Annotated in this window: 24 protein-coding genes; 9 read left to right on the top strand and 15 right to left on the bottom strand. The window is 42.7% G+C overall.

From position 1 onward, the window contains the following. Positions 1-11: 11 nt before the first annotated feature. The 7 genes from ACFOSV_RS05855 to ACFOSV_RS05825 form a co-directional block, all read right to left on the bottom strand. Entirely contained in the window at positions 12-746 is a 735-nt protein-coding gene (locus ACFOSV_RS05855) for a LytR/AlgR family response regulator transcription factor (RefSeq protein WP_377904345.1), read from the bottom strand. Then, complete coding sequence (locus tag ACFOSV_RS05850) at positions 746-1,810, bottom strand: sensor histidine kinase (protein WP_377904343.1); 1,065 nt, start codon at positions 1,808-1,810, stop codon at positions 746-748. Before ACFOSV_RS05850 ends, ACFOSV_RS05855 begins: the two co-directional genes overlap by 1 nt. Before the next feature lie 75 nt (positions 1,811-1,885). Beyond that, the gene (uvrA, locus tag ACFOSV_RS05845) at positions 1,886-4,735 is read right to left on the bottom strand and encodes an excinuclease ABC subunit UvrA (RefSeq protein ID WP_377904341.1); all 2,850 of its coding nucleotides are present in this window, start codon (positions 4,733-4,735) and stop codon (positions 1,886-1,888) included. 116 nt (positions 4,736-4,851) lie between these two features. Next, positions 4,852-6,483: an alkaline phosphatase D family protein gene (locus tag ACFOSV_RS05840; protein WP_377904339.1), complete on the bottom strand. Its 1,632-nt coding sequence runs from the start codon at positions 6,481-6,483 to the stop codon at positions 4,852-4,854. A gap of 76 nt (positions 6,484-6,559) precedes the next feature. After that, positions 6,560-7,606, bottom strand: a complete 1,047-nt coding sequence (locus ACFOSV_RS05835; RefSeq protein WP_377904337.1) for a bifunctional transcriptional activator/DNA repair enzyme AdaA — start codon at positions 7,604-7,606, stop codon at positions 6,560-6,562. A gap of 79 nt (positions 7,607-7,685) precedes the next feature. After that, positions 7,686-8,615, bottom strand: coding sequence for a lytic transglycosylase domain-containing protein (locus ACFOSV_RS05830; protein ID WP_377904335.1), 930 nt, complete (start codon positions 8,613-8,615; stop codon positions 7,686-7,688). Beyond that, positions 8,615-9,340, bottom strand: a complete 726-nt coding sequence (locus ACFOSV_RS05825) for an LOG family protein (RefSeq protein WP_377904333.1) — start codon at positions 9,338-9,340, stop codon at positions 8,615-8,617. Before ACFOSV_RS05825 ends, ACFOSV_RS05830 begins: the two co-directional genes overlap by 1 nt. 105 nt (positions 9,341-9,445) lie before the next feature. On the opposite strand from ACFOSV_RS05825, the gene ACFOSV_RS05820 reads away from it, so the two are divergent. The 4 genes from ACFOSV_RS05820 to ACFOSV_RS05805 all read left to right on the top strand — a co-directional run bounded on the left by ACFOSV_RS05820 (position 9,446) and on the right by ACFOSV_RS05805 (position 11,607). After that, positions 9,446-10,042, top strand: a complete 597-nt coding sequence (locus tag ACFOSV_RS05820; protein ID WP_377904331.1) for a YkgJ family cysteine cluster protein — start codon at positions 9,446-9,448, stop codon at positions 10,040-10,042. Between the two features lie 78 nt (positions 10,043-10,120). Continuing rightward, complete coding sequence (locus ACFOSV_RS05815) at positions 10,121-10,486, top strand: phage holin family protein (RefSeq protein WP_377904329.1); 366 nt, start codon at positions 10,121-10,123, stop codon at positions 10,484-10,486. Beyond that, on the top strand, positions 10,467-10,856 hold the full coding sequence (locus ACFOSV_RS05810) for a hypothetical protein (RefSeq protein ID WP_377904327.1): 390 nt from the start codon (positions 10,467-10,469) through the stop codon (positions 10,854-10,856). Before ACFOSV_RS05815 ends, ACFOSV_RS05810 begins: the two co-directional genes overlap by 20 nt. Beyond that, complete coding sequence (locus ACFOSV_RS05805) at positions 10,828-11,607, top strand: geranylgeranylglyceryl/heptaprenylglyceryl phosphate synthase (protein ID WP_377904325.1); 780 nt, start codon at positions 10,828-10,830, stop codon at positions 11,605-11,607. The genes ACFOSV_RS05810 and ACFOSV_RS05805 overlap by 29 nt, the downstream gene beginning before the upstream one ends. Here ACFOSV_RS05805 and ACFOSV_RS05800 read toward each other — a convergent pair. The 6 genes from ACFOSV_RS05800 to panC all read right to left on the bottom strand — a co-directional run bounded on the left by ACFOSV_RS05800 (position 11,593) and on the right by panC (position 16,826). Next, the gene (locus ACFOSV_RS05800; RefSeq protein WP_377904323.1) at positions 11,593-12,519 is read right to left on the bottom strand and encodes a helix-turn-helix domain-containing protein; all 927 of its coding nucleotides are present in this window, start codon (positions 12,517-12,519) and stop codon (positions 11,593-11,595) included. The two genes, ACFOSV_RS05805 and ACFOSV_RS05800, sit on opposite strands and share 15 nt — an antisense overlap. 127 nt (positions 12,520-12,646) lie before the next feature. After that, entirely contained in the window at positions 12,647-13,786 is a 1,140-nt protein-coding gene (locus tag ACFOSV_RS05795) for an acyl-CoA dehydrogenase (protein WP_377904321.1), read from the bottom strand. A 96-nt stretch (positions 13,787-13,882) separates the two neighbouring features. Further along, on the bottom strand, positions 13,883-14,572 hold the full coding sequence (locus ACFOSV_RS05790) for a zinc metallopeptidase (protein ID WP_377904319.1): 690 nt from the start codon (positions 14,570-14,572) through the stop codon (positions 13,883-13,885). A gap of 32 nt (positions 14,573-14,604) precedes the next feature. After that, positions 14,605-15,612, bottom strand: coding sequence for a lysylphosphatidylglycerol synthase transmembrane domain-containing protein (locus tag ACFOSV_RS05785; RefSeq protein WP_377904317.1), 1,008 nt, complete (start codon positions 15,610-15,612; stop codon positions 14,605-14,607). After that, the gene (panD, locus tag ACFOSV_RS05780) at positions 15,609-15,956 is read right to left on the bottom strand and encodes an aspartate 1-decarboxylase (protein WP_377904315.1); all 348 of its coding nucleotides are present in this window, start codon (positions 15,954-15,956) and stop codon (positions 15,609-15,611) included. The genes ACFOSV_RS05785 and panD overlap by 4 nt, the downstream gene beginning before the upstream one ends. Before the next feature lie 21 nt (positions 15,957-15,977). Next, complete coding sequence (gene panC, locus ACFOSV_RS05775) at positions 15,978-16,826, bottom strand: pantoate--beta-alanine ligase (protein ID WP_377904313.1); 849 nt, start codon at positions 16,824-16,826, stop codon at positions 15,978-15,980. 127 nt (positions 16,827-16,953) lie between these two features. Here panC and ACFOSV_RS05770 point away from each other — a divergent pair, with 127 nt between their 5' ends. The 3 genes from ACFOSV_RS05770 to glmS all read left to right on the top strand — a co-directional run bounded on the left by ACFOSV_RS05770 (position 16,954) and on the right by glmS (position 21,047). After that, entirely contained in the window at positions 16,954-17,766 is an 813-nt protein-coding gene (locus ACFOSV_RS05770; protein ID WP_377904310.1) for a glycogen/starch synthase, read from the top strand. A gap of 19 nt (positions 17,767-17,785) precedes the next feature. Continuing rightward, on the top strand, positions 17,786-19,084 hold the full coding sequence (locus ACFOSV_RS05765; protein WP_377904308.1) for a DUF4270 family protein: 1,299 nt from the start codon (positions 17,786-17,788) through the stop codon (positions 19,082-19,084). Between the two features lie 121 nt (positions 19,085-19,205). Next, complete coding sequence (glmS, locus tag ACFOSV_RS05760; protein ID WP_377904306.1) at positions 19,206-21,047, top strand: glutamine--fructose-6-phosphate transaminase (isomerizing); 1,842 nt, start codon at positions 19,206-19,208, stop codon at positions 21,045-21,047. Positions 21,048-21,116: 69 nt separating this feature from the next. Here glmS and ACFOSV_RS05755 read toward each other — a convergent pair whose 3' ends face one another. Further along, positions 21,117-21,347, bottom strand: coding sequence for a Kazal-type serine protease inhibitor domain-containing protein (locus ACFOSV_RS05755; RefSeq protein WP_377904304.1), 231 nt, complete (start codon positions 21,345-21,347; stop codon positions 21,117-21,119). Between the two features lie 110 nt (positions 21,348-21,457). On the opposite strand from ACFOSV_RS05755, the gene prfA reads away from it, so the two are divergent. After that, positions 21,458-22,534, top strand: a complete 1,077-nt coding sequence (gene prfA / locus ACFOSV_RS05750; protein WP_377904302.1) for a peptide chain release factor 1 — start codon at positions 21,458-21,460, stop codon at positions 22,532-22,534. Positions 22,535-22,608: 74 nt separating this feature from the next. Beyond that, a complete protein-coding gene (locus ACFOSV_RS05745; protein WP_377904300.1) occupies positions 22,609-23,136 on the top strand; it encodes a GNAT family N-acetyltransferase in 528 nt (175 codons plus the stop codon). A gap of 1 nt (position 23,137) precedes the next feature. Here the strand turns inward: ACFOSV_RS05745 and ACFOSV_RS05740 are convergent, their stop codons facing one another. Further along, positions 23,138-25,948, bottom strand: a complete 2,811-nt coding sequence (locus ACFOSV_RS05740; protein WP_377904298.1) for a YCF48-related protein — start codon at positions 25,946-25,948, stop codon at positions 23,138-23,140. Positions 25,949-26,011: the final 63 nt, after the last annotated feature.

Raw genomic sequence — 26,011 nt, 5'->3', positions numbered from 1 at the left:
TGCATATGAAATCAAAGACTCATCATTTCTTTGAACCTCGCGGCTTGACGACGGCTCACTTCGATACGGTCTCCTCCTTTGAGAGTGACCACTAAACCGCCATTAAACCAAGGTTCGATTCCTTCCACCCAGCCCAGATTAATAATGTGCTTTCGGCTGGCACGGAAAAAGGATTTTTCGTCTAATCTCTCGTCCAAGGCATTCAAAGACTTGTGAATCATGGGCTTGACATTGTCAAAGTAAACTTTGATGTAATTGCCGTCTGATTCAAAAAGACGAACATTTGACAGAGCAACAAACCAGCATCGATCGCCATCTTTTACAAAGACTTGATCTTCTAATGTGAGTTTTTTCTGCCCACTAGTATCAGCCGCCTGCTCTACTGTTTTATTGGTCTCAACTTTCTTAATGAGCTTGTTGATGGCTTCTTCGAGTCTTTTTGGCTCAATAGGCTTGAGAAGATAGTCCAAAGCATTGACTTGAAAAGCCTTAAGTGCATACTCATCATATGCTGTGGTGAAGATCACATGAGGTACCGTATCCAGTTCTTCCAAAAGCTCAAAACCTGTTTTTTCAGGCATTTGGATATCTAGAAAAATGACATCTGGATTTAACTCCTTGATTTTTTCCTTGGCATCTTCAGCGTTGACCGCTTCTCCCACTATTTCTACAGCTTCTAGTTGATTTAGAAGGGTGATCAATTCTTTTCTGGCCAATCTTTCATCGTCGATTACTATAGCTCTCATTAAGTATTATTTTTTTTGGATGAGTTAATTCGTTTCGGGATTTTAATTTCGGTTACAACATGCTCCGTACCTGAGTTGAATATACGAAAGGTAGCATTTTCCCCATAAATAAGTTTCAGCCTTTCCACAGTATTACTGAGTCCATGGCCTTGTTCCCCTTTTACTTTCAGATTAGGCGCTTCGTAAAGCCGCCCGGTGTTTTTCACTTGCATGTAAAGTTCCTCATTGAGTCCTTCTTTACACTTGATTTCAATAATTCCACCCTTTACAAGATTGGAAATGCCATGTTTAACTCCATTTTCCACAATGGTTTGGAGCATCATTGGAGGGACTTGATAGGTGTAAGCTTCATCTTCTATTTGATAGACTACCTTGAGTCGCTCCTCAAACCGGATAGATTCTAAAGATAAATAATCCTTAACCGTATTGAGTTCATCTTCAAAATTGATCGTTTGGTTTTTGTCCATCATAAGCGAAAACCGAAGCATGTTTGAGATTCGAGTGATCGCTGTTTTGGCTTTCGCAGGATCTTCGTCTACCAGGGCTCTGACGCTATTGAGAGCATTGAAAATAAAATGTGGGTTCAGTTGACTCTTGAGGTGATTGAGTCGGATTTCATTGATTCTTGCCTCGTATTTCAGAGAGGTGTTGTAATTATCCAAAAATTGGAAAAGGAAGTAGACTAGTACCCAAAGTGCGTAGAAAATAAAACTGACAAATAGGTTGGCTAGGATAACCAAAATTTTAAAGTCTTCCTCGGGATTGAGCGTGTTGAAAGCCACATTGATAAGAATCTGGGCGACCATATTCACGAAACTCATTCCTAAAGTAGCGAGAATAGCGAGTGCGACTAGTTTGGGAAGAGGAAGCTTAAACCACTCATAGTACTTTACTATAAATCTCAAAAAATGAGTGGAAATCAAATAGAATGCTGCCCAGACCACAAAGGCCCATGGTTGGACCGGAGCCGTTCCTTCCGAGAGGTATGCAAAAAAGATGTTGATGAACGCAAAAGCTCCCCAACCGAAAATTTGCAGAATCCAATACAGCTTAACCCTATTCATTCGTAACAAAGATAAAAAACTGACCTCATCACGTACTGATAATTTGATAAGTGGAATTCAGCATGGATTGGCTGCTCAGCTGCCCTGAAGCTCCATTTTCAGAAATCTACCCGTGTGACTTTTGGCATAGCCAGCTACCTTTTCTGGAGTACCTTGCACCACGATATTGCCTCCTTTATTTCCACCTTCAAGGCCTAAGTCCACGACATGATCTGCCATTTTGATGATGTCGAGGTTGTGTTCAATAATCAAAACCGTATTTCCTTTATCGACCAATCGCTTCACCACAAGCATGAGTAATTCGATGTCCTGGAAGTGCAGACCTGTGGTTGGCTCGTCTAGGATATAAAAGGTCTTGCCAGTGTCCTTTTTGGAAAGTTCAGTGGCAAGTTTAACACGTTGTGCTTCCCCACCAGAAAGCGTGGTGGCATGCTGTCCAAGGGTGATGTATCCCAGACCCACATCGTTGAGCGTCTTGATTTTACGTAGGATTTTTGGCTGCTTGTCAAAAAACTCCACCGCTTGTTCTACAGTCATATCCAATACATCAGAGATCGATTTGCCTTTAAATCGTACTTCCAAGGTTTCTCGATTGTAGCGTTTTCCTTTACAGGTTTCGCAAGGAATATGTACATCGGGTAAGAAGTCCATCTCGATGAGTTTCATTCCTCCTCCTTCACAGTCTTCACATCTCCCTCCCTTTACATTAAAGGAAAATCTCCCCGGTTTGTACCCTCTGATTTTTGCTTCTGGAAGTTCGGTAAAGAGTGTTCTTATATCTGAAAATACTCCTGTGTAAGTGGCCGGATTTGATCTTGGCGTTCGTCCGATGGGGGATTGATCTACTTCTATCACCTTATCCAGATCTTCCAGTCCCGTGATTTTCTCGTAGGGCATCGGCTCTTTTTTGGAGCGATAAAATTGCTGATTCAGGATTGGATATAAAGTCTCATGAATGAGTGTACTTTTTCCACTTCCTGATACTCCCGTCACACAAACCAAGGTTCCTAGCGGAATTTCTAGGGTCACATTTTTGAGATTGTTACCGCTGGCACCTGTGAGTTTTATGGATTTTCCTTTGCCTTTTCTCCGAACTTCAGGCACCACCATTCCAAGCTTTCCCTTGAGGTAGTCTGCTGTAATTCCTCCTTGTTCCAAAATTTCAGTTGGAGTTCCAGATGCCACGATATGGCCGCCATGCCTTCCAGCTCCTGGTCCCATGTCCAGCACATAATCAGAAGCTAGCATCATGTCTTTATCGTGCTCGACAACCAAAACTGAGTTACCTAAATCTCGCAGTCTTTGGAGAGCAAGAATCAATTTTTCATTGTCTCGTTGATGAAGTCCAATCGAAGGCTCATCCAGAATGTATAGCACTCCCACCAGCTGTGTTCCGATCTGAGTTGCGAGTCGTATCCTTTGGGCCTCACCACCGGAAAGAGTCTTCAAAGGGCGATTCAACGTCAAATAATCGAGTCCTATGTCAAGCAAAAAGCCGATTCGCTTTCTGATTTCTTTCAAGACTTCGGCTCCGATGATTTGCTGTTTTTCGTCTAGGCGATCTTCAAGCCCATCAAACCATTCATTTAAGGTCCGGATATCCATCTGAGCCAACTGCCCAATGTGAGTCTCATCTATTTTGATAAACAGGGACTCTTTTTTCAATCGGTAGCCCTCGCATTCTGGACAAGTTTCTTTGGATGTGAATTCCTGAACCCAATCCCGAATCTTGTCTGAGCTACCTTCTTGATATTTCTGAAGGAAATTTAGAATTCCTTCAAAAGTGGTATGCCATTTCGTTCCTGGGTATTTGGTGGACTCCACGGCCACTTCTACTTTGTCGCCATTGAGCAAAATATCAATAACATTCTCGGGAAGTTTTTCGATTGGAGTTGAAATGGAGCATTTGTGATGCTTCAGAATGGCATCGATTTTCTTGAAAATCCAAATGTCTCTGTATTCTCCGAGTGGAGCAATTCCACCTCGTGAGATACTCAGCTTTGGATTAGGTATGATGTTTTCGCGTCTGATTTCTTCGATCACGCCGAGACCATTGCACTTTGGACAAGCACCGTATGGACTGTTGAAGGAAAATGAATTAGGAGCTGGCTCGTCGTAGGAAAGTCCAGTTTCCGGATCCATCAAGTATTTGGAAAAATGATGAATCTCACCGGATTCTTCACGGATCATCATTACACCTTTGCCATGTTGAAGGGCCGATTTGAGCGATTGGCTAATCCGGAATCGATCCGATTCGTCAGCTACAATTCGATCAATCACTATCTCAATGTCGTGAATCTTGTATCGGTCCACTTGCATTTTTGGAACCAGATCCATGACCACCCCATCTATTCGAACCTTAGAAAAGCCCATTTTCCGCACTTGCTCGAAAAGCTCCCGGTAATGTCCCTTTCTACCCTTCACCACAGGTGCCAAAACATAGAGTTTTTTTCCAGCAAAATTCGTGAAGAGCAATTCTATAATCTGATCTTCCGTTTGCCGGATCATTTTTTTACCGGTCTTGTACGAATAGGCAACCCCCGCTCTGGCAAAAAGCAGTCGCATGAAGTCGTAGATTTCGGTAACCGTGCCCACTGTGGATCGAGGATTTTTTGAGGTGGTTTTTTGTTCAATCGCGATTACGGGAGAAAGTCCGTTGATCTTATCCACTTCAGGTCTTTCTAATCCTCCGAGAAAGGAGCGGGCGTAGGCCGAGAAAGATTCCATATACCTCCTTTGTCCTTCTGCATAGATTGTATCAAAGGCCAAAGAACTCTTACCACTTCCGCTAAGTCCGGTCACTACAACCAGTTTATTTCTTGGGATTCGTAGATCGAGATTTTTCAAATTGTGCTCTCGAGCACCAAAAATTTCAATAAATTCTTCCTGAGTCGAAGAGGCTTGGGACATAGGGATTCTGCGCATTATTAATCGGCGAAGTTACAAAATTTAAAAGGGAAGGCCGATTGGAATTCAAAGAGAGTAACCGACTTCTTTGGCAATAAGTTTTGCCAAAAGAAAACGAAATAAGTTTGAAAATTTCAATCCAAAGCTACAGTCACGGGCCATCCAGTAAACTGAGTGGCCTCTGCTTGAGTCACATCCACATATCGAGGCCAGCATTCGAAGGTCACGGTATTTTGATCCAGTTGAAAACGAATTAACCCATAGCCTGCACCATTGGATTCTGAGTCTGGATTAGCGTAAGCGTGCATGGTGATCTTATTTTTAAAACCGTCGTAATATTGACCTGTCCAGGGAAGAAGATCATTGGAATTTTTTCCCGGTTTTTCATCTTCAGGCCACCACCATCGGCTGTAGTAGTTATTTACAATCGCTGGGACTACAAAAGCCCAAGGCCCATCATCGAATTCATCTATTCCATGTTTGATGACTGTGGCTAGATGCTGATCGCCTGCTATGTGAACAGCCCCTGCCTCCCGGATTTTTTCAAGAGCTTTATTTCTTCCGGTTTGTGGCCAACCATTGCTGTCTAGGTCCCCATGAAGTCTGTTTTCTTGGCTTCCATGCAAATGTGCCCCTCCGCAAAATCCTGTTTGTGACAGTACGGCTTTCATTTTGTCAGGGTGGGTTTTTCCCCAAGTGTCCAAAAATGTCAACTGGCGATCTCCCAAAAGAGTTAGCTCTGGCAGATCGATGGAGGCTGGATCATAATCAGGATCAGTGATGTGATCTGGGCGAGGGCCTCTTTCAGGAACTTTGTGACGAGGGCCTGACTTGAATTTTCGATCTTCGAGGATTGCAAAGTCCACTCCACCCAGCACTAGGTTTGTATAATAGACCCCGATGCCTTGTTCGATAGGGGTGGGATCAAAGGCGTCAGGTAAATGGGCTGTTTGAGCTCTTTCCACCATTTTCACATACTCAGGGTGGTAAAAATATCCTCCGTCTGCTCCATCCACGATCGGAGCTTTTTTGCCATTTTCTCCCCAGAGATTCCCCTGGCCAATATCGTGGTCATCTGGGATAGTTACCGCAGGGCGATTTCTGAAAGTTTCTCGGAATTGCATTCCAAATTTCAGCCAAGCCGCTGTATGTTCTTGATGATCATAGGACTGATCCCCTGCAAAGAAAATAAGGTCCGGATTCTGGTGATTGATGTTCCGGACGTAGTTTTCCCGATCTCCTCGATCTTTATTGCTATTGCAGGAAAGTGCGGCGATTGTGATCTCATTTTGTCCCTTGGGATCCTTTCGGATCAATCCTTCAAAAACGGCCGATTCTCCATGTCGTAAGCGATATGGAATATCCTGAGTGCCATCCCAATTACTTACGCGGAAAACTGTAGACCAACCCAAATCATTCACTTCTTGGATTTGAATTTCCTCCCAATCCTCACCTTTTTTGATTTCCAATCGTACCCTTCTAGTTTCATCTGGGTAAAGGGGAAAGAGCTGTGCGGACAGTTTCAAAACGTCCTCGCTAAGCGTATAAATGCCAAAAGCGATGACCTCCTCCCGTGGGACCTTGACGTCTATGATGGGGTTGGGCGCGCGATTCCACCAATCATTAGTCGCAATGGTATCTATGCCATCGAAAGGTGCAATGACAGGAGGAATAGGGCTTTTGTCAGACGATGGTGAATCACAAGAGCTTGCCAGAATAGCGAGGCTAAGGATCAAGAGTGCAAGAATGGCCGGGGTTTTTTGCATGAGTTCATGTTACAGTTAGTCAGGAAGTTAAAAAAAACTCCCTAACTCTGCCATGCATTAATCCGAGAATAAATCCTTAAAAACTCAACTGGCCTGATTCTAATTCCAGAAGACGTTGTTTTCTCCAGAGTCCACCCGCATAGCCTGTCAATTGGCCATCGGCTCCGATCACTCGGTGACATGGGATCAAAATGGCTATTCGGTTCATACCATTGGCTCTTGCCACGGCTCGGACTGCTTTTTCATCTCCGAGTGCCATAGCTTGCTCTTTGTAAGATCGCGTTTTACCAAAAGGAATTTCTTTCAGGGCTTTCCATACCTGATTTTGAAAATCTGTTCCTGGTGAAATCAGAGTCACACTAAACTCCTGAAGTTCACGATCAAAGTATTTTTTCAGTTCCTCTTCTAGGAGAGGGAAATGTGGGTTTTCACCATAGACGATCGTTGAATTTAGCCTTTTTGCGAGGTCCTTGAGTTCGGTCTCGAGCATTTTCCGATCGGAAAATTCCAGTAGGCAAATCCCGTCTTGAATCCCGCAGGCGATCATGGTACCTAAGGGTGTTTCGATCCGTTTTAGATCGATTATTCCAGCCGATTTACTCTTCGATGGTGATACTCCAAATACGGATTTGAAAGAATCGGAGAACCCACTTAGGGAATCAAAGCCGCTATCAAAAGCAACCTCGGTGATTTTTTGGCCTTCGGATATCTTTTTAAATGCAGTATTGATTCGATGCATTCGCTGATAGGCATGAAAAGTGATCCCATGGTTTTTTAGAAACCAACGACGGATTTTTGCGGGTTCGATTCCTCGCTGGACAAGATCATAGTCTTTGAGTTTCTGAGCGGGGTTTTCTCGAACTTCCTCGAGCAGAGATTTGATATAATCTGGAGTTTTCTTTGTGTCCTCCAGTGGTTTACAAATTTTACAAGCGCGATAGCCTTTTAAGATTGCGGTTTTGGTGTTTGAGAAAAATTCTACGTTTTCTTTTTTTGGCTTCCTAGCGGTACAAGTGGGTTTACAGAAAATTCCTGTGGTCTTTACACCAGTAATAAAAACCCCTTCAAATCGGCTATCTTTTTCGACTAGGGCTTTGTACATCTGATCATGTGTGAGATTCATGTGGGCAAGGTAAAACTTCCTTTGAGCTGCTGACAACCGATAAATGAACAAGCAATTTAATTGTACCGCATGTAAAAGGCTAGGGTATTGTGATAGTGTATGATTTTCCAGATCTCACTTTGAGGTTATCATCCCTGAGCCAAGGATTGTAGAGTTTGACGTTTTTGTAATTTGAGTTATGCTGCTTTGCCCACAAGGCTAGGTCTTTGATGTCGTCATTTACTTGAATACTGCGCAAGGGAGGCATCTGATAGAAATCTTCTTCGCTTAAATTGAACCCGTACTTTGCTGGGTTTTCAAAAATCACCTTAAATGCCAAAATACGGAACATGTATCGGCTGGTTTCCTCGTTGAGATACAAGTCGTAATAATTTTGGCTAAGCTGTCTTTCTTGTCTTTTTGAAAAGCCGGTCTGTCCCATATTGTAGCTTGCTGCCACCGAGGTCCAGTCACCAAATTTCTTATGAGCTTGCTTGAGGTACTTTGTGGCGCTGAGGGTTGATTTTTCTAAGTGGTAGCGTTCATCCACATCATTGGTGATTTCTAGTCCAAATTCTCTTCCCGTATCTTTCATAAATTGCCAAAATCCACGAGCTCCTGCCGGGGATGCTACATTCATTAATGCAGATTCGGCCATTGCCAAATATTTGAAATCATCCGGGATTCCATTCTCAGCAAGAATTCGCTCGATCGTTGGTAAGAATTTCCTCGAGCGCTTCATCAGCAGGATCATATTCGATTGCCAATAGGCATTCACATAAATCTCCCTGTCTAGCCTTTCACTCACGTCTGCGATTTCTAGCGGAACAGGCTCTCCTGCAAAAGTAAGTGAGTCCGGTAGTGCAAAAAGTGCTGCTGGTCCGCTGCTAGTTCCGGCCGATGCTGCCGAAGAATTCATAGCTAGCGTGGGTTGATCCTGAGCAGAATTGTGTTTGATCAATAAAAAAATCAACAACATCCAGCAAAGGATGAGCAGGGAATAAAGAATGTAGACGTGGTTTTTTTTCATTAGAAATTTGGACAAAGTAAATATTGAGAATAGAAATCGTCAATTACCTTAACGGCTTCTGTGGCATCATCCACCAGAGAAAATAAATCTAAATCTTCCTCATTAATGTAGCTGTGTCCCTCCAGCAGCGTGGCCTTGATCCAATCGATTAAGCCTGACCAATATGCTTTACCGACCAAAACTATCGGAAACCGACCGATTTTATTGGTTTGGATCAAGGTAAGAGATTCAAATAACTCATCCAAAGTGCCAAAACCTCCTGGAAGTACCACGAAGCCTTGTGCATATTTGATAAACATGACCTTGCGCACGAAGAAATAATCAAAAGTCATAAGCTTATCCCGATCAATGTAGATATTGTCAAATTGCTCGAAGGGAAGGACAATATTCAGCCCCACCGATTTACCATTTTCAGAATGAGCACCCTTGTTGGCGGCTTCCATAATACCTGGACCGCCTCCTGTAATGACACCGTATCCGTGGCGCACTAGTTTGGCAGATATTTCTTCGGCCATGGTATAGTATTTGTGATTTCGGGGAGTTCGAGCTGAGCCAAAAACCGACACACAGGGGCCTATTTTCGCTAGTTTTTCAAACCCTTCTACAAATTCGGACATGATTTTAAAAATGGCCCAGGAGTCGGAACTTTTGATTTCGTTCCAGTTCTTTTCTGCGAAGGCCCTGCGGATTCTATCCTCTTCATTTTTTTTTTCAGTGTTTGCCATTTTGGTTTTTTTTAATCCCCGAATTCTTCTCAGCTTTGCTTACTGATCGCTGGTGTTGAATAGTTGGAGTTTTCTATACAGTTGATTTGAGAATGTTTTTGTTCTATGAATCTAAAGGAAAAAGCTGAAGCCGTAAAGGCTTTGTTTGTGCAACTAGATAAAGACACCCAAGATTATCGGGAAAACGGGGGTCTAGGTTGCCTTAGTGGATGTGGTTTTTGCTGCAGCCGACCAAAAATATCGGCCTACCCGATCGAGTTTTTACCCTTTGCCTATGATTTGGTGGACAAAGGTCTGGCCGAACAGGCGCTTGCCTTCTTGGAGGAAAATCCGGATCTCGACCACTGCATGAATTTTGTGCCCAAGCCTGGGGATAATGCAAAAGGATTCTGCGGTACTTATTCTACTCGTGGTTTGATTTGTAGGGTTTTTGGGACAGCTGCTCGAAAAACTAAAACCGGAACGCGGGAAATAATCATTTGCAAGCCGCTCAAAGAAGAAAGAGCAGAACAGCTTCAAACTGCCACTCGGAGAATCAATTCAGGAGAATTACAATTGCCTTTGGCTACGGATTACTATGCCAAAATCGCAGATCTCGATTCGTATTTATCCACTGAAATGCCGATAAATCAGGCGATCCGAATCGCATTGGATCGTGTATTGAGGGAGATTTTTTACGCCAGTCAAGAAGTGCTAGATTAAAGGATATTTTTTTGCTCTATAGGATTAAAGTATATTGTGACTATAAAAAAAAGTCCAAAATAGACGATTCAAATCTTTATGCTTAAAGTCGGAGAAATCATTCAGACGGTCAAAGGAATAGTGGAAACTAGAATTGACCTTGTCAAATACGAAATTCAAGATGAGTTTCTCGGCGTTTTGGCGCGACTCATTTTGTTGGTGATGATTGGATCGATTACTCTTTTGGTTTTGCTTTTCCTTAGCCTTTCCACTGCATTTTATTTGAGTTCGGTTACTGGTCAGCCATTTATGGGATTTCTCCTAGTCAGCTTATTTTACATGTTGATTCTCTTTGGGCTATTTTATACTAGATATTCCAAGAGGGTACAAAGTAAAATTCAACTGGCGCTAAGGAACTTTATATTGAGAAACAGAAAAGATTCTGATGATGAGCAAGAAGGATGATTTAGCAAAGAAAAGTGAGGAGCTGGAGCAGACTCTAAGTCAGCAGCTTTCTTTACTTCAAAACGATTCGAAGGATTATTTGAAATTTGCCGGGATTGCCTTGGCAGGAGGCTTGCTCACTTATGCGATTATTCATCGCAAAAGCAGAAAAAAGGAACAAAAAATCGAAAAGGCTATGGCTCTTTTGGAGAAAGAGGGACTGCTGAGTGAGGAGATTGAAGAGCGACTTACCAAGCCTGCAAAATCTTCTTTTTGGCCAACTCTCTCTCAACGACTTCTGATTCTTGGTTTGGCTTTCGCAAAAGAAAAAATACTCCCCGAACTACTTAATCCATCAGGAAATGGCGAGGACCAAGGGGCCGATCTATGATCAAATTCTGGATTGGAGTACCACGGGACAAAAAGGGCTAGGCTGGCTAATCGATCCTGATAAGTTTGATCCTTCCATTCTTTCCATCCTGAAAACAAAAAATAATGGCTTATCTGCGCTAGATTTTATTCTGGTGGGAGGTAGTCAGATGGATGCTGACGTTTTTCAAGATTCCTTGAGATTAATCAAAGAGGCAGCTCAAAACATTCCGCTTATTATTTTCCCTGGTTCTAATGCACAACTTTCCGAAGATGCGGAAGCTATTTTATTCCTGAGTTTGCTCTCAGGGAGAAATCCTAGATTTTTGGTGGAAGAGCAGGTGCAGGCGGCGCGAAGGGTGGATGGTTTTGACTTAGAGGTGATTCCCACCGCATACATCTTGGTGAATGACGGCCACATTGGTAGCGTTCATCATGCCAGTGGTACTTTTCCTATACCCAATTCAGACATCCAAAAGTGTGTGGATACTGCCCTTGCGGGAAAATTTATGGGGATGAAGCTTACGTATCTCGATGCTGGGAGTGGACTGGATTCCACTGTTTCTGCACGAGTGGTGGGAGCCATAAAAGAAAAAGTCAAAAATCCGATCATCGTTGGAGGAGGCATTGACAGTTTGGATAAACTCAAATCTGCCTATGCAGCTGGGGCGGATCTTGTAGTGATCGGTAATGCTATAGAAAAAGACCCCAACTTTTTGGTTGAGGTCTTGAAATATAAGGAGTTGAGGAATTTTTCCTCACACGTTAATTAAGGATTCGCGACGTCGCATTTTGCCGGCGGGCACGCCATACATCATTTTAAATCTTCGGCAAAAATAGGCTGTGTCTTTGTAGCCCACCTCTTTGCCTATGTCTCGAATAGATTTTTTGGTCGTACGGAGTAAATCTACGGCAGCTTCCATCCGTTGGTATTCGATGTAGTCTTGAGGATTGATTCCTGTGAGCATTTTGAAATATTGCCCCACATAATCTTCTGATACATTAGCCACACGTGCCAATACCTTATTGGAAAGATCTCCGCCGAGTTCAGTTTTGATGTAGTTGAAAAGATCGATGAGCCTAGGATCCTTGAAGTATGTTGAGTTTGTGGACAGCTCCTCGACAAAAAGCTGATTTTTCAGAATGTGACGAAGAATTTCAATTACCAATACTTCAGATTGGCAGCTTAGCGAACGCTCTTTACCCACGCTATTTTGCTCCTGCTCTTTCATCAAATCCTCGATGATGGTACCAATCCGATCATTGAACCGAATCGTAAATGCAGGAATAGAGAGGGAATTAAAGAAATTGACTACATCAAATACCTTGGATTCAAAGTTCATCATGGAGATGCAATCATCCTCAGTGTTTCGAATATCAAAAAAGCTCAAACTCTGAAGATGTTTCTTTTTGACATCTCTGAATTTGTCCATTTTGATCTGATTTCTTTTGGATCCACCCCCGAGCGTTAGGCTTGTTTTATGTCCTCCAGGGATAAACAATACTTCACCTTCGTTGACCAATTCTTGGTTTTCACCAAATTTCATTGTCCCCTGATGCAGAAGGATTAAGGTGTTTTCTTTGTCTGAGAAGTCCTGAATGGAAAGAGGCTTTTCCACTCGATAATTCGTGCCTTTAATAAATCGAACCTTAACAGATTCAATTACTTTATTGTAATAATCCATGAAAAACTTGAAGGATGAAGCCTAAAATTAGCACTTTCAGGAGTGTAAAAGTCTATTTGGCGAAAAAAAAAATAAAAAAAAGGCAAAAAAGGGTGCAAATTTTGATTTTGCACCCTTTGAATTGGCTCTATTTAAGAATTCCTCTTGAAATTACGATTTTTTGAATTTCTGATGTTCCCTCGTAAATCTGCGTGATTTTGGCATCCCGCATTAGGCGCTCCACGTGATATTCCTTTACGTATCCATATCCTCCATGCACTTGCACCGCTTCCACTGTGACGTCCATGGCAACTTGGGAGGCGTAAAGCTTGGCCATTGCTGAGGCATGTGCGTAGTCATGGCCTTGATCTTTCAGCACAGCGGCTTTATAAACGAGCAGTCTTGCTGCTTCAATGGTGGTAGCCATGTCAGCAAGCTTAAATTGAATTGCTTGATGTTGACTGATTGGCTTACCGAAGGCTTTTCTTTCTTTCGAATAGGCCAAGGCGAACTCATAAGCTCCAGCTGCAATACCTAAGGCCTGAGCTGCAATTCCAATTCTACCTCCATTAAGTGTTTCCATGGCAAAGGTGAATCCAAAGCCCTCTTCACCAATTCTGTTTTCGGCTGGAACTTTGACATCCGTAAACATCAAGGAATGTGTGTCGGATCCTCTTATGCCTAGTTTGTCTTCTTTTTTACCAACAACAAAACCGTCCCATCCTTTTTCCACGATGAAAACTGAGATTCCCTTGTGGCCCTTACTGGCATCTGTCTGGGCAATTACCAGATAGACACTGGCTGTATTGCCGTTGGTGATCCAGTTTTTAGTTCCATTTAAAATATAATGATCACCGTCTCGAACAGCCTCCGTTCTTTGAGAAGTGGCATCCGACCCCGCTTCTGGTTCCGAAAGGCAGAAAGCGCCGAGAATTTCTCCAGTCGCGAGTTTTTTGAGATATTTTTCTTTTTGGGCTTCAGTGCCGTATTTCTCCAATCCCCAGCATACCAAGGAATTGTTTACAGACATGGAGACTGAGGCTGAGGCATCGATTTTGGATAATTCTTCCATCGCTAGTACATAGGACAGGGTATCCATACCACCTCCGTTGTACTCCTCTTTCACCATCATTCCCATGAAGCCGAGTTCGCCCATTTGTTTGATTTGCTCGTGTGGGAATTTTGCTTCAGAATCTCGCTCAATTACTCCTGGTAAAAGCTCAGTCTGAGCAAATTCTCTTGCTGCATCACGTACAGCTAAATGCTCTTCAGATAACTCAAAATTCATTATTTCTTTGGGTTTAAATTTTCCAAGCATGAAAATAGATCAAAAAAAAGAAAGGGGACAATTCAGCCCCCTTTCTCTTCTTTTTTTTGATCTGGATCAATCTCTATTTCCAAAGAAAATAAAGATGTAATAAGCCAATGTGGCCAAAGAAGCCAAAGCTGCTACCACATAGGTCATCGCTGCCCAAGTAAGTGCGTCCTTTGACATTGAGTATTCTTCTGGAGTTACAATATTACGTGTTTTCACCCACGCTAAGGCTCGATTACTAGCGTCAAATTCTACAGGGAGGGTGACTAGAGTAAAAAGAGTCATTACTCCATAGGATCCAACAACAATGTATCCGATAAATGGCACTGGGAGTCCGAGAGCAAATCCACCAAAAAGGGAGGCAATTAAAACTACATTAAGGATTTTTCCAGAGATGTTTTGAATTGGAACTAGTTTGGATCTCATGGTTAACCAAGTGTACTGTGTTGCATGCTGTACTGCGTGTCCGCACTCGTGAGCGGCCACTGCGGTAGCTGCAGCATTTCTGCCATAGAATACTTCAGGGCTTAGGTTTACCGTACGATTCATTGGGTTATAGTGGTCGGTAAGTTGCCCTTCTACGCATTGTACTTTCACATCATGGATCTGATGATCTGCGAGCATGAGCTTCGCGATCTCCTCTCCAGAGAGGTTCGCTTTCAATGCAGTTTGTGAGTACTTTTTAAATTTGCTTTTCAGCTTGCTGCTCACCACAAAACCTAGTATTGCGAAGACAGCGACTATGATAAGAATTCCCATATTTTTTCGATTTTCAAATTTGCTAAACGTATTTAAGCTTGTTCTGGTTGACTTTCGACAGGAAGTCTGAGCATCCAAAACCAACTTAGTAATCCAGCCAAAACCATAAGGATCATTTGCGAGCCATGAATGATAGCTGCAAATATTTTTCCGTCGGCTTCGGCTATTCCAAATTGTATCAAAATCAGAGCCACGAGTGCATGAAAGGTCCCTATCCCGCCTTGTACAGGTGCAATCATGCCAATACTACCCATCACCATGACGAGCAACACTTCTCCCATGGACAAAATGGCAGTGCTTTGGATCGCCATGGAAACCATGTACATGGTCATGAAATAGATCACCCAAATTACTATAGAACTTAACCAAAAACCGAGTGGATTTTGCAGGTTTTTGATTTGTTTGACCCCTCCCAATACCTCTCGAAAGAAATGTTGAATTTTTTGGACTAGTCCATGGTCTCGAAATCTCCTTCCTATCCAATAGAGCGTAAGGACGAAAACCACAAAGCCACCAAAGACAACCGGAAGGTTGGAAAAGGCTTTTTCTCTGAGGTTGTCAAGGTCAATGAATTCTCCAGCCAATTCAATGAAAAGCTGATTTTCTACCGAAAAAGCTAGAAATATGGTAGCTAACAGGAAAACAAAATCAATGGTTCGCTCTAGGATGACCGTACCAATCAAGTGACCCATTGGGACTTTGTTTGTACGTTGAAGTACGCCACATCGAGCTACTTCTCCAGCACGTGGAACGAGCAAATTCACGAGATACCCTACCATCACCGCATGGTAGGCCCGACTTGCAGTCACGGCCTTGCCCTCATCTTTTGAAATCAATAAGGTCCATCTCCATCCTCTTATCCAAAATCCGATCAGAGATACTGCCAAGGAACCCAAAATCCAGTGCCATTTGCTTGATTTAATTTGGGCCAGAAATGAATCGAGCTCTATATCCTTATACAAAAACCAAAAAATCCATAGGGCTACACCTAGAGATAAGATGAGCTGTAAGGCTTTTTTGAGTTTAGGGGGGAGTTTCAAATTACTCGATTTTGTTCGTCAGGAAAGATTACGGTTGGTTTGAAGGTTTTGGCTTCTTCAAAGTCCATTCCGGCGTAAGAAATAATAATGATGATATCACCCACTTGGGCTTTGCGTGCTGCGGGACCGTTTAGACAGATTTCACCAGTTCCTCTTCGACCTTTGATCACGTAAGTTTCTAGGCGTTCGCCATTGTTGATGTTGACGATATGAACTTTCTCATTCTCGATGAGATTGGCCGCATCCATCAAGTCCTCGTCAATGGTAATGGAGCCCACATAATGAAGCTCTGCTTGGGTGATTTTTACTCTGTGGATTTTAGATTTTAATATCTGAATGTTCATTCCTCTAAATTTGCCGCGAAATTAGTCATTAACCTGCAGATTGTCGATCAATCTGACATCTCCAAGGTAGGCTGCGACGCAAAGGAAGTTTTTTTGATTTGGGTCAAAGGTTTGAAACACCTCAAACGTGTCGGGATGAACCAACTCAAAATATTCTAATCTAGGCTCAGGCTGCTTGGAGAAATCCTCTCGAATTTCCTGCGACACCTGTAACCATGATTGTCCCGCTAAAAGTTCAGTCCGAGCTTTGGCCAGACTTTGAATAAGGATTAAAGCTTCTTTCCGCTGTGAAGGACTCAGCCTTACATTACGAGAAGATAGCGCAAGCCCATCTTTTTCGCGTTTGGTGGGGATGATTCGTAACTTGACCGGAAAGGACAAGTCATTTACAAGCCGCTTAATTACCGCCACTTGCTGGAGGTCTTTTTGTCCAAAAAATGCCTTGTGAGGGCGTATTAGATTAAATAGTTTGCTAACCACAATTCCCACTCCGCTAAAGTGACCCGGTCTAAATTTCCCTTCTAAAACTTTTTCGATTGACCCAAAATCCAGGCTCAATTCGACCTCTCGCGGATACATGGTGTGCGTTTCTGGGATAAAAACGGCATCGATTCCCTCTTTTTCAAGTAGGCTTAAATCTGCCTCTATTGTTTTGGGGTAGCTTTCAAAATCAGATGGGTTATTAAATTGGGTGGGATTGACAAAAATAGAGACTACAATAAAATCACACTCATTTATCGCATATCGGACGAGCTCTAGGTGTCCTTCATGCAAGGCTCCCATAGTAGGCACAAAGCCTATTTTTTGATTATTGAGGAGGGTTTTTGCCCAAAGTTGATCCCAGTCTTCAGGGATTTTGATGATTTTCAAAACGCGTATTTAGGGAAGGGTAAATGGAGGCAAATCTAGATTATTATTTAGAAATACAAGGCGATGTGGCCTTTTTTTCTTATCTTTGCCCAGTTATTTTTTCACCTTCAACTTAAATCCAATAAGCATGTCGAAACTACGTATTCTCTACGTTGCCAGTGAAATCAACCCATTCTTACAAACATCAGAAGTAGCTAACTTCCTCAGATCTCTTCCTCAAGCAATGCAGGAAAGGGGTATGGAAATCAGGATCTTAGTACCAAGATTTGGTCTTATCAACGAAAGAAAAAACAGATTGCATGAAGTGGTCCGTCTTTCGGGGATTAATATCGCAGTTGGTGAAGAAGAAAAGCCGCTTGTGATTAAAGTTGCTTCTATCCCAAATGCAAAGCTTCAGGTTTATTTCATAGATAATGAAGATTACTTCCAGCGGAAGCATGTATTTCATGATAAGCAGCAGAAGTTTTATGAGGATAACGACGAGCGTGCCATCTTCTTTTGTAAAGGCGTAATTGAGACAGTGAAGAAGCTCGGCTGGGCTCCAGATATTGTTCATTGCAATGATTGGATGACAAGTTTGATTCCAATGTATCTCAAAACGACATACAAAAACGAACCTTTATTTAAGGACACAAAATCTGTCTTTGCTATTTATAATAATGGCTTTTCTCATACCTTTGGCGACGATTTGTTAAACAAGGTTAAGATGGTCGATATTGATGACGCAATTTTAGCACCTTTGCAAACCAAGGATTTTGAAGGCTTTATCAGGATGGGTATGGAATACGCAGACTTGGTAGTGAAGGGCCATGAAGTATCCAAAGAATTGAACCAACTAATAGAGGATTTCTCTAAAGACAAGAAGTTTGAAATCAGCATTGAAGAAGAAGCGCAGGCTCATGACGAGCTTTTTGAAAAATACAACGAGCTCGCCGGTTAAATCGGCTCTAGGGCTCATCTTGTCCCTCCTTATCATCAGTTCATGCAGTGATCCCTCTACGGTGGGCTTGCAGCTCGCGCCTGAAAACAACCAGATTGGAGTGTTTTTTGTGGAGTTTGAACTAGATGCAGAGGTAGTACTACTAGATTCTTTCAATACCACCAACCAAAGTATCTTGGTGGTGGGGGACGAAGTTGATCCCTATTTTGGGAAAACAAGAGGTACTGGCTATACTAGATTATTTCTGGATGTTTTTGAGCCGAGGCCAGGTGTTGATTCTAAGCTAGATTCAGCGTTCTTTACCCTTGACGTGGTAAGCGTTAACGGTACTGATCTAGATGAGCCTAAGTTATTTTCTGTACATCGTCTCTCAGAGCCAATTTTGGATACGCTCTATTACAATTTTGACGAGTTGATGTTTGAACAAACTCCGATCGCCTCATATCAAGTCACTTTCTTGGAGAGCAAGGACACAACGCTTAGACTTCCAGTCACTGAGGAGTTCGCGGATGAGTTGTTTGACAAGATGAGAAGGGGGATCGAATTTGAGGATTTATTCCAATTTAGAGATTATCTTCCGGGCGTAGCCGTGGAGATCGAAGAAGGTGCTAATACCACCGCCGGAATTAATCTGGGGTTTCAGACTGGAATTCAAGTTTATTATAGTGCTCCAGGCGATACGGTTTCTGTTGAATACTCAATTACTTCAGCTTCTTCCAGAAGCTTCAATGGTGTAAGAAGTGATCGAACTGGAACACCTACAGATGTGGTGCAAATCCCTCAAGTTGCCTATAAAACTGGCTCAAAAATAGGGATGAAGGCCAATTTAGGGATGGTAATAAAGGTAGATACTAGTCCATTTGATGAGTTTTTGGATACCCTACGAGGAATAACTTTCAATCAGATTAACCTTGAGTTGGGAGAAATAGACGAAGTGCCAGAAGGTCAGAATCCCATTGCCTCCCTAGTGATGAATTTTACGGATGATACAAATAATATTTTGACTCGATCACGCGATGGTCAGCCTCTAACCGTTCAGAGAGACGGCCAGCCGCAGCTTGCACTTGACCCAGATGGGAATGAAGAGCCGTCTACAATTGCTCCGGCTATTTTGGAATATGATGAGAATGAGGAGAAATATAAGGTGCAAATAACCTCCTATACTAACGCAATTTACCGCGACCAGATTATGCGAAAAGATTGGCTTCTGTATGGCAACTCTCCATTAGGAGGGGATGCCTTTAAAAGATCCTTAAGGCAGTTTGTGATGGATAATAATAAAATTAAAGTTCGAGTGATTTACTCGAAGCGGAATTAAACAATCGATTTCGAAAAAGTATACCTAATCCACTTCTTTTTTTTAATGAAGTGGATTATTTTTTTTGGCATGAAAGCTGTTTCTTTGTTCATCCAAATTTTTACCTAATCTTTTTTTCATCATGTGTGGAATTGTAGCGTATGTAGGTCAGCAAGAAGCTCTACCTATTATCATCAAAGGACTTAAGCGACTCGAGTATCGAGGATACGATAGTGCCGGGGTGGCATTGATGGACCAGCATGGCTTAAGTGTCTATAAAAAGAAGGGGAAGGTCAGCGAACTAGAAGCGCATTTGAAGGAGCGCGGTGAAGTATTTTCTAAGGTGGGTATAGGCCACACTCGATGGGCTACCCATGGAGAACCGAACGATACCAATGCCCACCCACATTATTCTTCCACGGAGAAGCTTGCTATTATTCATAATGGTATCATTGAAAATTATGAGGTACTCAAAAAGGATCTTATTTCTAAAGGTTACACTTTCGAATCTGACACGGATACAGAGGTCTTCGTCAAATTCATTGAAGATATCTATGTAAATAATCCCATCAGTCTTGAGGAGGCCCTTCGCTTGGCTTTACACAAGGTAGTTGGTGCTTATGCCATTGTGTTGATGAATAAAGAGGAGCCCAACACACTAATCGCAGCCCGTAAAGGTTCTCCGCTGGTTATTGGTGTGGGAGAGGATGAATACTTTTTGGCTTCGGATGCTACTCCTATCATAGAATACACGAATAAGGTCGTATATCTTGACGATTATGAAATTGCGGTAATTCGCGATAATAGACTTCAGGTAAAAACCATTGAAAACGTAGAAACCAATCCGTATATCAATAAGCTTGAAATGGAATTGGAGGCTATTGAAAAGGGTGGTTATGAGCACTTTATGCTGAAGGAGATTTATGAGCAGCCAAAATCTATTGAGGATTGCTTGAGAGGAAGGTTAGATGCCAAATCCGGACGTCTGGTTTTAGGCGGACTTCGAGACTACATGAATAAATTCCAGAATGCTGAGCGAATTATTATCACTGCTTGTGGTACTTCTTGGCATGCTGGTCTGGTTGCGGAATATCTTTTTGAAGAGTTTGCGAGAATCCCGGTGGAGGTAGAATATGCTTCAGAATTCAGATACAGAAACCCAGTGGTAAGTGAAAAAGACTTTATCATTGCAATTTCACAATCTGGAGAAACTGCTGATACTCTTGCAGCGATTGAGCTGGCAAAATCAAAAGGAGCAACAATCTTTGGAGTGTGTAATGTGGTGGGATCGTCCATTCCAAGAGCTACGCATGCAGGAAGCTATACCCACGCGGGACCTGAGATCGGGGTGGCTTCAACGAAAGCCTTTACGGCTCAGATTTCCGTTCTTGCGATGATGGCTCTCAAGCTGGGTTATCAACGAGGAACTTTGCCTGAGGGGAAATACATTGAATTGCTCCATGAGCTAGCAGCAATTCCGAGCAAAGTTGAAAAAGCTTTGCAAGCCAATGATGCTATTAAGTACATATCTGAAGAATATAAAGATGTGTCGAATGCCTTGTATCTAGGACGTGGATATAATTTCCCTGTAGCTTTAGAGGGTGCCTTGAAGCTTAAAGAGATCTCATATATTCATGCTGAAGGCTATCCAGCTGCGGAAATGAAGCATGGACCTATTGCCCTTATCGATGAGGAGATGCCTGTAATTTTCATTGCCACTAAGGACAGCTCTTATGAGAAAGTAGTTAGTAATATTCAGGAGGTGAAAGCCAGAAAGGGGAAGGTGATTGCTGTGGTGACCGAAGGCGATACCAGCGTTAGAGAAATGGCTGATCATGTAATTGAGATTCCTTACACGCATGAAGCGTTTACCCCACTGGTGGCTGTAGTTCCTTTGCAGCTATTGTCTTATCACATTGCGGTGATGAGAGGGTGTAATGTGGATCAACCTAGAAATCTAGCTAAATCAGTAACCGTGGAATAATCCATTATTGCATACTAAAAGAAACAGCCTCTAAATTCATTTTTAGAGGCTGTTTATTTATTAGTTTCCTTAGCTACCGCACTCCCCCGGAGTGGTTCTCAACACCCCAGAATTGCTGGCATGACAAGAGTTTGAATAGGTCACACCGTCGCATCCACAGACGGGATTCCAATCCATGGTGCAAACAGCGTTGGTCCTGATCCGATCCGGATCGATGCAATCAGGGTTGATGATGTCGTCTTCACATTGGAAAGAGGCCAAAGCCAAGACAAGGAATAAAAGAATGGGAGTCTTTCGCATTTAGGATTATTGATTAGGATATATATGAGGGGTTCAACGATGTTTTCTGAATTCTGGTTTTTACATCTCACGAATAAAATTCACTACTTTTGCCTGTTGATTAAAAAAGCATGCTAGATAAATTACAAACCCTAAAGGACAGATTTGAGGAAGTAGGCCAGCTGATTATTTTGCCGGAAAGCATGACCGATATGGCAAAGTACACCAAGCTTTCCAAGGAGTACAAGGACTTAGAGAAAATTGTTCGGGTCGGTGATGAATACACCTTGGTTTTACAAAATATTGATAGCACCAAAGAAATTTTAGATAAGGAAAAAGACCCAGATTTTCGAGAAATGGCAAAGGCCGAGCTCGACGAATTGAAGGATAGAAGAGAAGTCCTAGAGGAAGAAATAAAACAATTATTGATTCCAAAAGATCCAAATGATTCTAAGGATGCTATTCTGGAAATTCGGGCAGGAAGTGGTGGAGATGAAGCGGCCATTTTCGCAGGAGACTTGTTTAGAATGTATGAGCGCTTTTGCGAGAAGCAAGGCTGGAAATTGACAGTGTTGGATTTGACTTTTGGTACAGCAGGTGGATATAAAGAAATCATCGCCACGTTGACGGGAGCTGATGTCTATGGCATGATGAAGTTTGAATCTGGCGTACATCGCGTGCAGCGAGTCCCAGCCACTGAATCTCAAGGCCGTGTTCACACTTCCGCTGCCTCCGTGGCTGTATTGCCTGAAATGGACGAGGTGGAGGTAAATATTGATATGAATGATGTTCGGAAGGACACCTATTGCTCCTCGGGCCCTGGAGGTCAGTCGGTGAATACCACTTATTCTGCAGTTCGTTTGACCCATAATCCCACGGGCTTAGTGGTAACTTGCCAAGATGAAAAATCTCAAATAAAGAACTTTGAGAAAGCCCTTAAAGTACTCCGATCTAGGCTTTATGAGATAGAATTAGCTAAGCACAATGAGGAAGTGGGTGCTCAGCGGAAGTCTATGGTGGGAAGTGGTGACCGAGCTGATAAAATCCGTACTTACAATTACTCTCAATCCCGGGTTACTGATCATCGTATCAATAAGACAGTTTACAATCTGCCCGAAATAATGGATGGAAATATTGAAGAATTCATCAGTGCTTTGCGTTTGGCGGAAAATTTTGAGAAAATGAAAGCAGGAGGGATGGATGAATGATTACCGATTGTTATTTATTTGGTAATATTGATAGATTTGATAAATAAAAATTTTTAGGGATAGCAGACGATTTTATGGTAATATCTGGACAAAGAGGAATAAACTTAGTGACTTGGAATGAAGCGCATTTCCATCAGCTTTACCCTCTAGCAAATAATCCAAAGATTGCCATGAATCTCAAGGATAGCTTCCCCCAGCCCTACACAATTCACGATGCTCGGCATTGGATTGAGCACAATCAAAAATTTAATCCCCCACAGAATTTCGCAATAGAATTTGAAGGCAGATTGGCAGGATCCATCGGGGCTGAACTCGGAAAAGCAGAGCTCCGTACGAATATGGAAATAGGATTTTGGGTTGGAGAGCCTTTTGCAGGGAAAGGTATTGCAACCGAGGCCGTAACACTTTTTACCAAATACGTTTTCGAAAAATTTGATATTCAACGTGTTTTCGCTCAAGTCTATGATTTCAATGGGCCTTCCATGAGTGTGCTCGAAAAAGCGGGATATATCCCCGAAGCGATCCTTAAAAAAGCATTCATCAAGAATGGCGGAATCGGTGATATATTTCAGTACGTCACCGTTCGCGGTGAGTCTGAATAAATTATTGCACTAGCACCTTACGTACAATCACATCTTTTTGTCCAATTAGTCGGACTAGGAACAATCCTCTGGGAAGCTGATCGAATTCTATTCTGTGAGCTCCAGGGTTGATCTCGATCGAGCGAATCAGCATGCCATTGGAAGAGATGACTTCCGCATTTGACCATTGGCTAAGATCACGGGCTTCTATCCATAGCCTACCTTGACTCGGATTGGGATAGATTTTCAAATCTTGATCGATCTCTGGCTTTAGGGATGTGATGATGTTCACCTCCACCAAGAGACTTTGTGCGGCTCCCTCATCACACTCATTTCTAGGCGTCACTGTAATGGTAAACTCGCCTTCATTTCCCCATTGAATGGTGACTCTAGGACTTCCTTGGCCAGAAGTGATTCTTCCAGCCGAATTGGGAATTTCCCATGTATAATTCACCCCGCTTACAGCTTCAATTTCATAAACGGCCTCCCCTAAGCCCACGAGAGCTTCACCTACGATTTCTGAAGGCTGCTCTGGAGGAGAGCTTACTTGTACTGGTAGAATTATTTGATTGGATTTACCGCAGGTGTTTTCCAAAATTAGCTGCACCTCTTGGAGACCTTTCTCCTCCCAAACAACGATGATTTCTGAATTTCCTTGACCAGAAATAATATTTCCGCCTGTTACCTGCCACTGATAGTCCACGCCAGGTAAAGAAGTCACCGCGTATTTGTTTTGTAGCTCTGTACATACAGCTCCAGTACCTTGAATCTGAAGATTGCTTGGTGGAATATCTGAAACAGTCACCTCTAATGCTGAGGTATCGCCATTTCCGCAGAAGTTTTCATTGGTTACCAAAACGGCATTTCTTCCTGGGATTTCCCATTCCACTTCAATGCTACTTGTACCTTGTCCTCGTAGAATTGTGCCTCCGTCTACTCGCCACTCGATGAAAGCTCCTTCGACCTGAGGTTCATCGATGCGGTATGTCTGCCTTCCTAGGCAACTAGTCGCGTTGCCGGTTATTTCGCTGAGTGGCCCAGGAGGAAAACAGGTGTAATTGAGTAGGGTGCCATCTTCGCCTACGGCAAAGGCAACCAAGGGATTCCCTATACTCACGGCAGTAAGGTTGGATCGGGTGCCACTCGGGATTCTAGTCCAGGTTTCACCACCATCTTTGGTTTGTATGGTAAAGCCATTGTCTCCCGCTGCTAGACCTAGTTTGTCGTCCCAAAAGTCTACATCCTTGATGTTTTCAGTAAATGGTACATTAATCCTTCTCCAAGTTCTGGCTTTGTCTTCGGATTTTAAGATCACACCATTTTGTCCTACAATGATGGCGGTGGAACTATCCACTTTGGCCAAGGCATTCAGATTTTCATCCGTGAGCTTGGGTATGTTTTCCCACACGTTCCCCCCATTGGACCAGCTGATTTGTCCATTTTCACCCATGGCAAAACCTACCTGGAAATCAAAGAACGTAATGTCTTTCAGGTTTTCTGTGGTATTGGCTTCGACCTCGGCATTCCAATTTCCCCCCGACTCAAAAGATCTAGCGATATACCCTGAGTTCCCGGCGATATATAAGACAGAAGGGGCGAAAAGATAAAAACCGTTAATGTTTTCTGAAGTGGGGGCGCTCACATTTACCCATGAAGTGCCACCATTGCCCGTCCTAAACATGCGACCATCTGCACCGGAGACATATCCAAATCCTGTATTCCAAAAGTCCAGACTAATGATGTCCAAATCCTCAGGAAGGGGGCGGGAAATGATGGATAATCCGCCATTACCAGTTAAATAAAAAGCACCATTTGCCCCAGCAAAAAAACCAAATCGATCAGTTTTAAAATCGGTATCTGTAAAATCATTTCTTATACCTGCGAGCCGTGTGGTCCAGCTTCCTCCTCCATTCGTGGAAGAAATTAAATACCCATCCTTACCAAGTGCAAAGGCTGTATTTTGAGTAGGCGAAAATTTGATCTGGCTCAGGTTTCGGATATTTCCTGCTCCAAGATTCGCTTTGCCAAAGGAATTTCCTCCATTGGTAGACCGCAATGCTGTGGCTTCTTCACCCACCACGATAATAAAATTGGCATTGGTGGGACTCACGTCCACATCTTTTAGATTTATACTTACTGTGGAGTTAAGTGAAAGCCAGTTTTCTCCTCCATCCAATGATCGAATGATGGTTCCGTTTTGGCCCACGGCAAATCCAACTCCCTGACTGGAGAAGGTGAGCTTATTCAAAGCTTCAGAGGTAGATGTGCTTTTCGGGGTCCAAGTTTCCCCCTGATCAACGGAAAGTTGAATTTGGCCTGACTCACCGACGATAAATATGGAATCGCTACTTGTAAAAGTTAGATCATTGATTCCGATGCTAGGAAAAGAATTTTGTTCGGTCCAAGTCAAACCTAGATCTTGACTAGCCAAAATAAGATTTCCTTCACCAAGTACTAAAACAAGGGCTTCATCAAAAAAGGCAATGGTTTTCAAGCTATTTCCTGTAGGGCTATTGATCTCAGACCAGGTATTACCGCCATCCGAAGTCCGGATGATCATTCCATTCTCTCCCACCCCTAAGCCTATGGTTTCATTTAAGAATGAAAGGTCCAAAACTCGCGCATTTGGAAGAAAATCGATTTCCTTCCATGTAACTCCACGATCTTGAGAGCTGATGAGGAGATCTTCGCCAGCGGCATAGCCCACCGAATCATTGATCCAGGAAAGGGTTTCTAAGTCCAATCCCCAGCTTTGCATTCTCGTCCAAGTCTGGGCTTTTGAACCCAAAGTGGTAATAAAAATCAGAAAAAGCAGAAATAGGGATTTACGCATCAATCAAAAATAACACTCTTTAAATATTAATTAATTTAATTTTCAATCAACTCGAATTTCTAC

The sequence above is a fragment of the Algoriphagus namhaensis genome, assembly GCF_042649705.1.
Lineage (GTDB): Bacteria > Bacteroidota > Bacteroidia > Cytophagales > Cyclobacteriaceae > Algoriphagus > Algoriphagus namhaensis.
The sequence above is the reverse complement of the archived record's forward strand: the minus strand, read 5'-3'. Positions and strand labels throughout refer to the sequence as shown.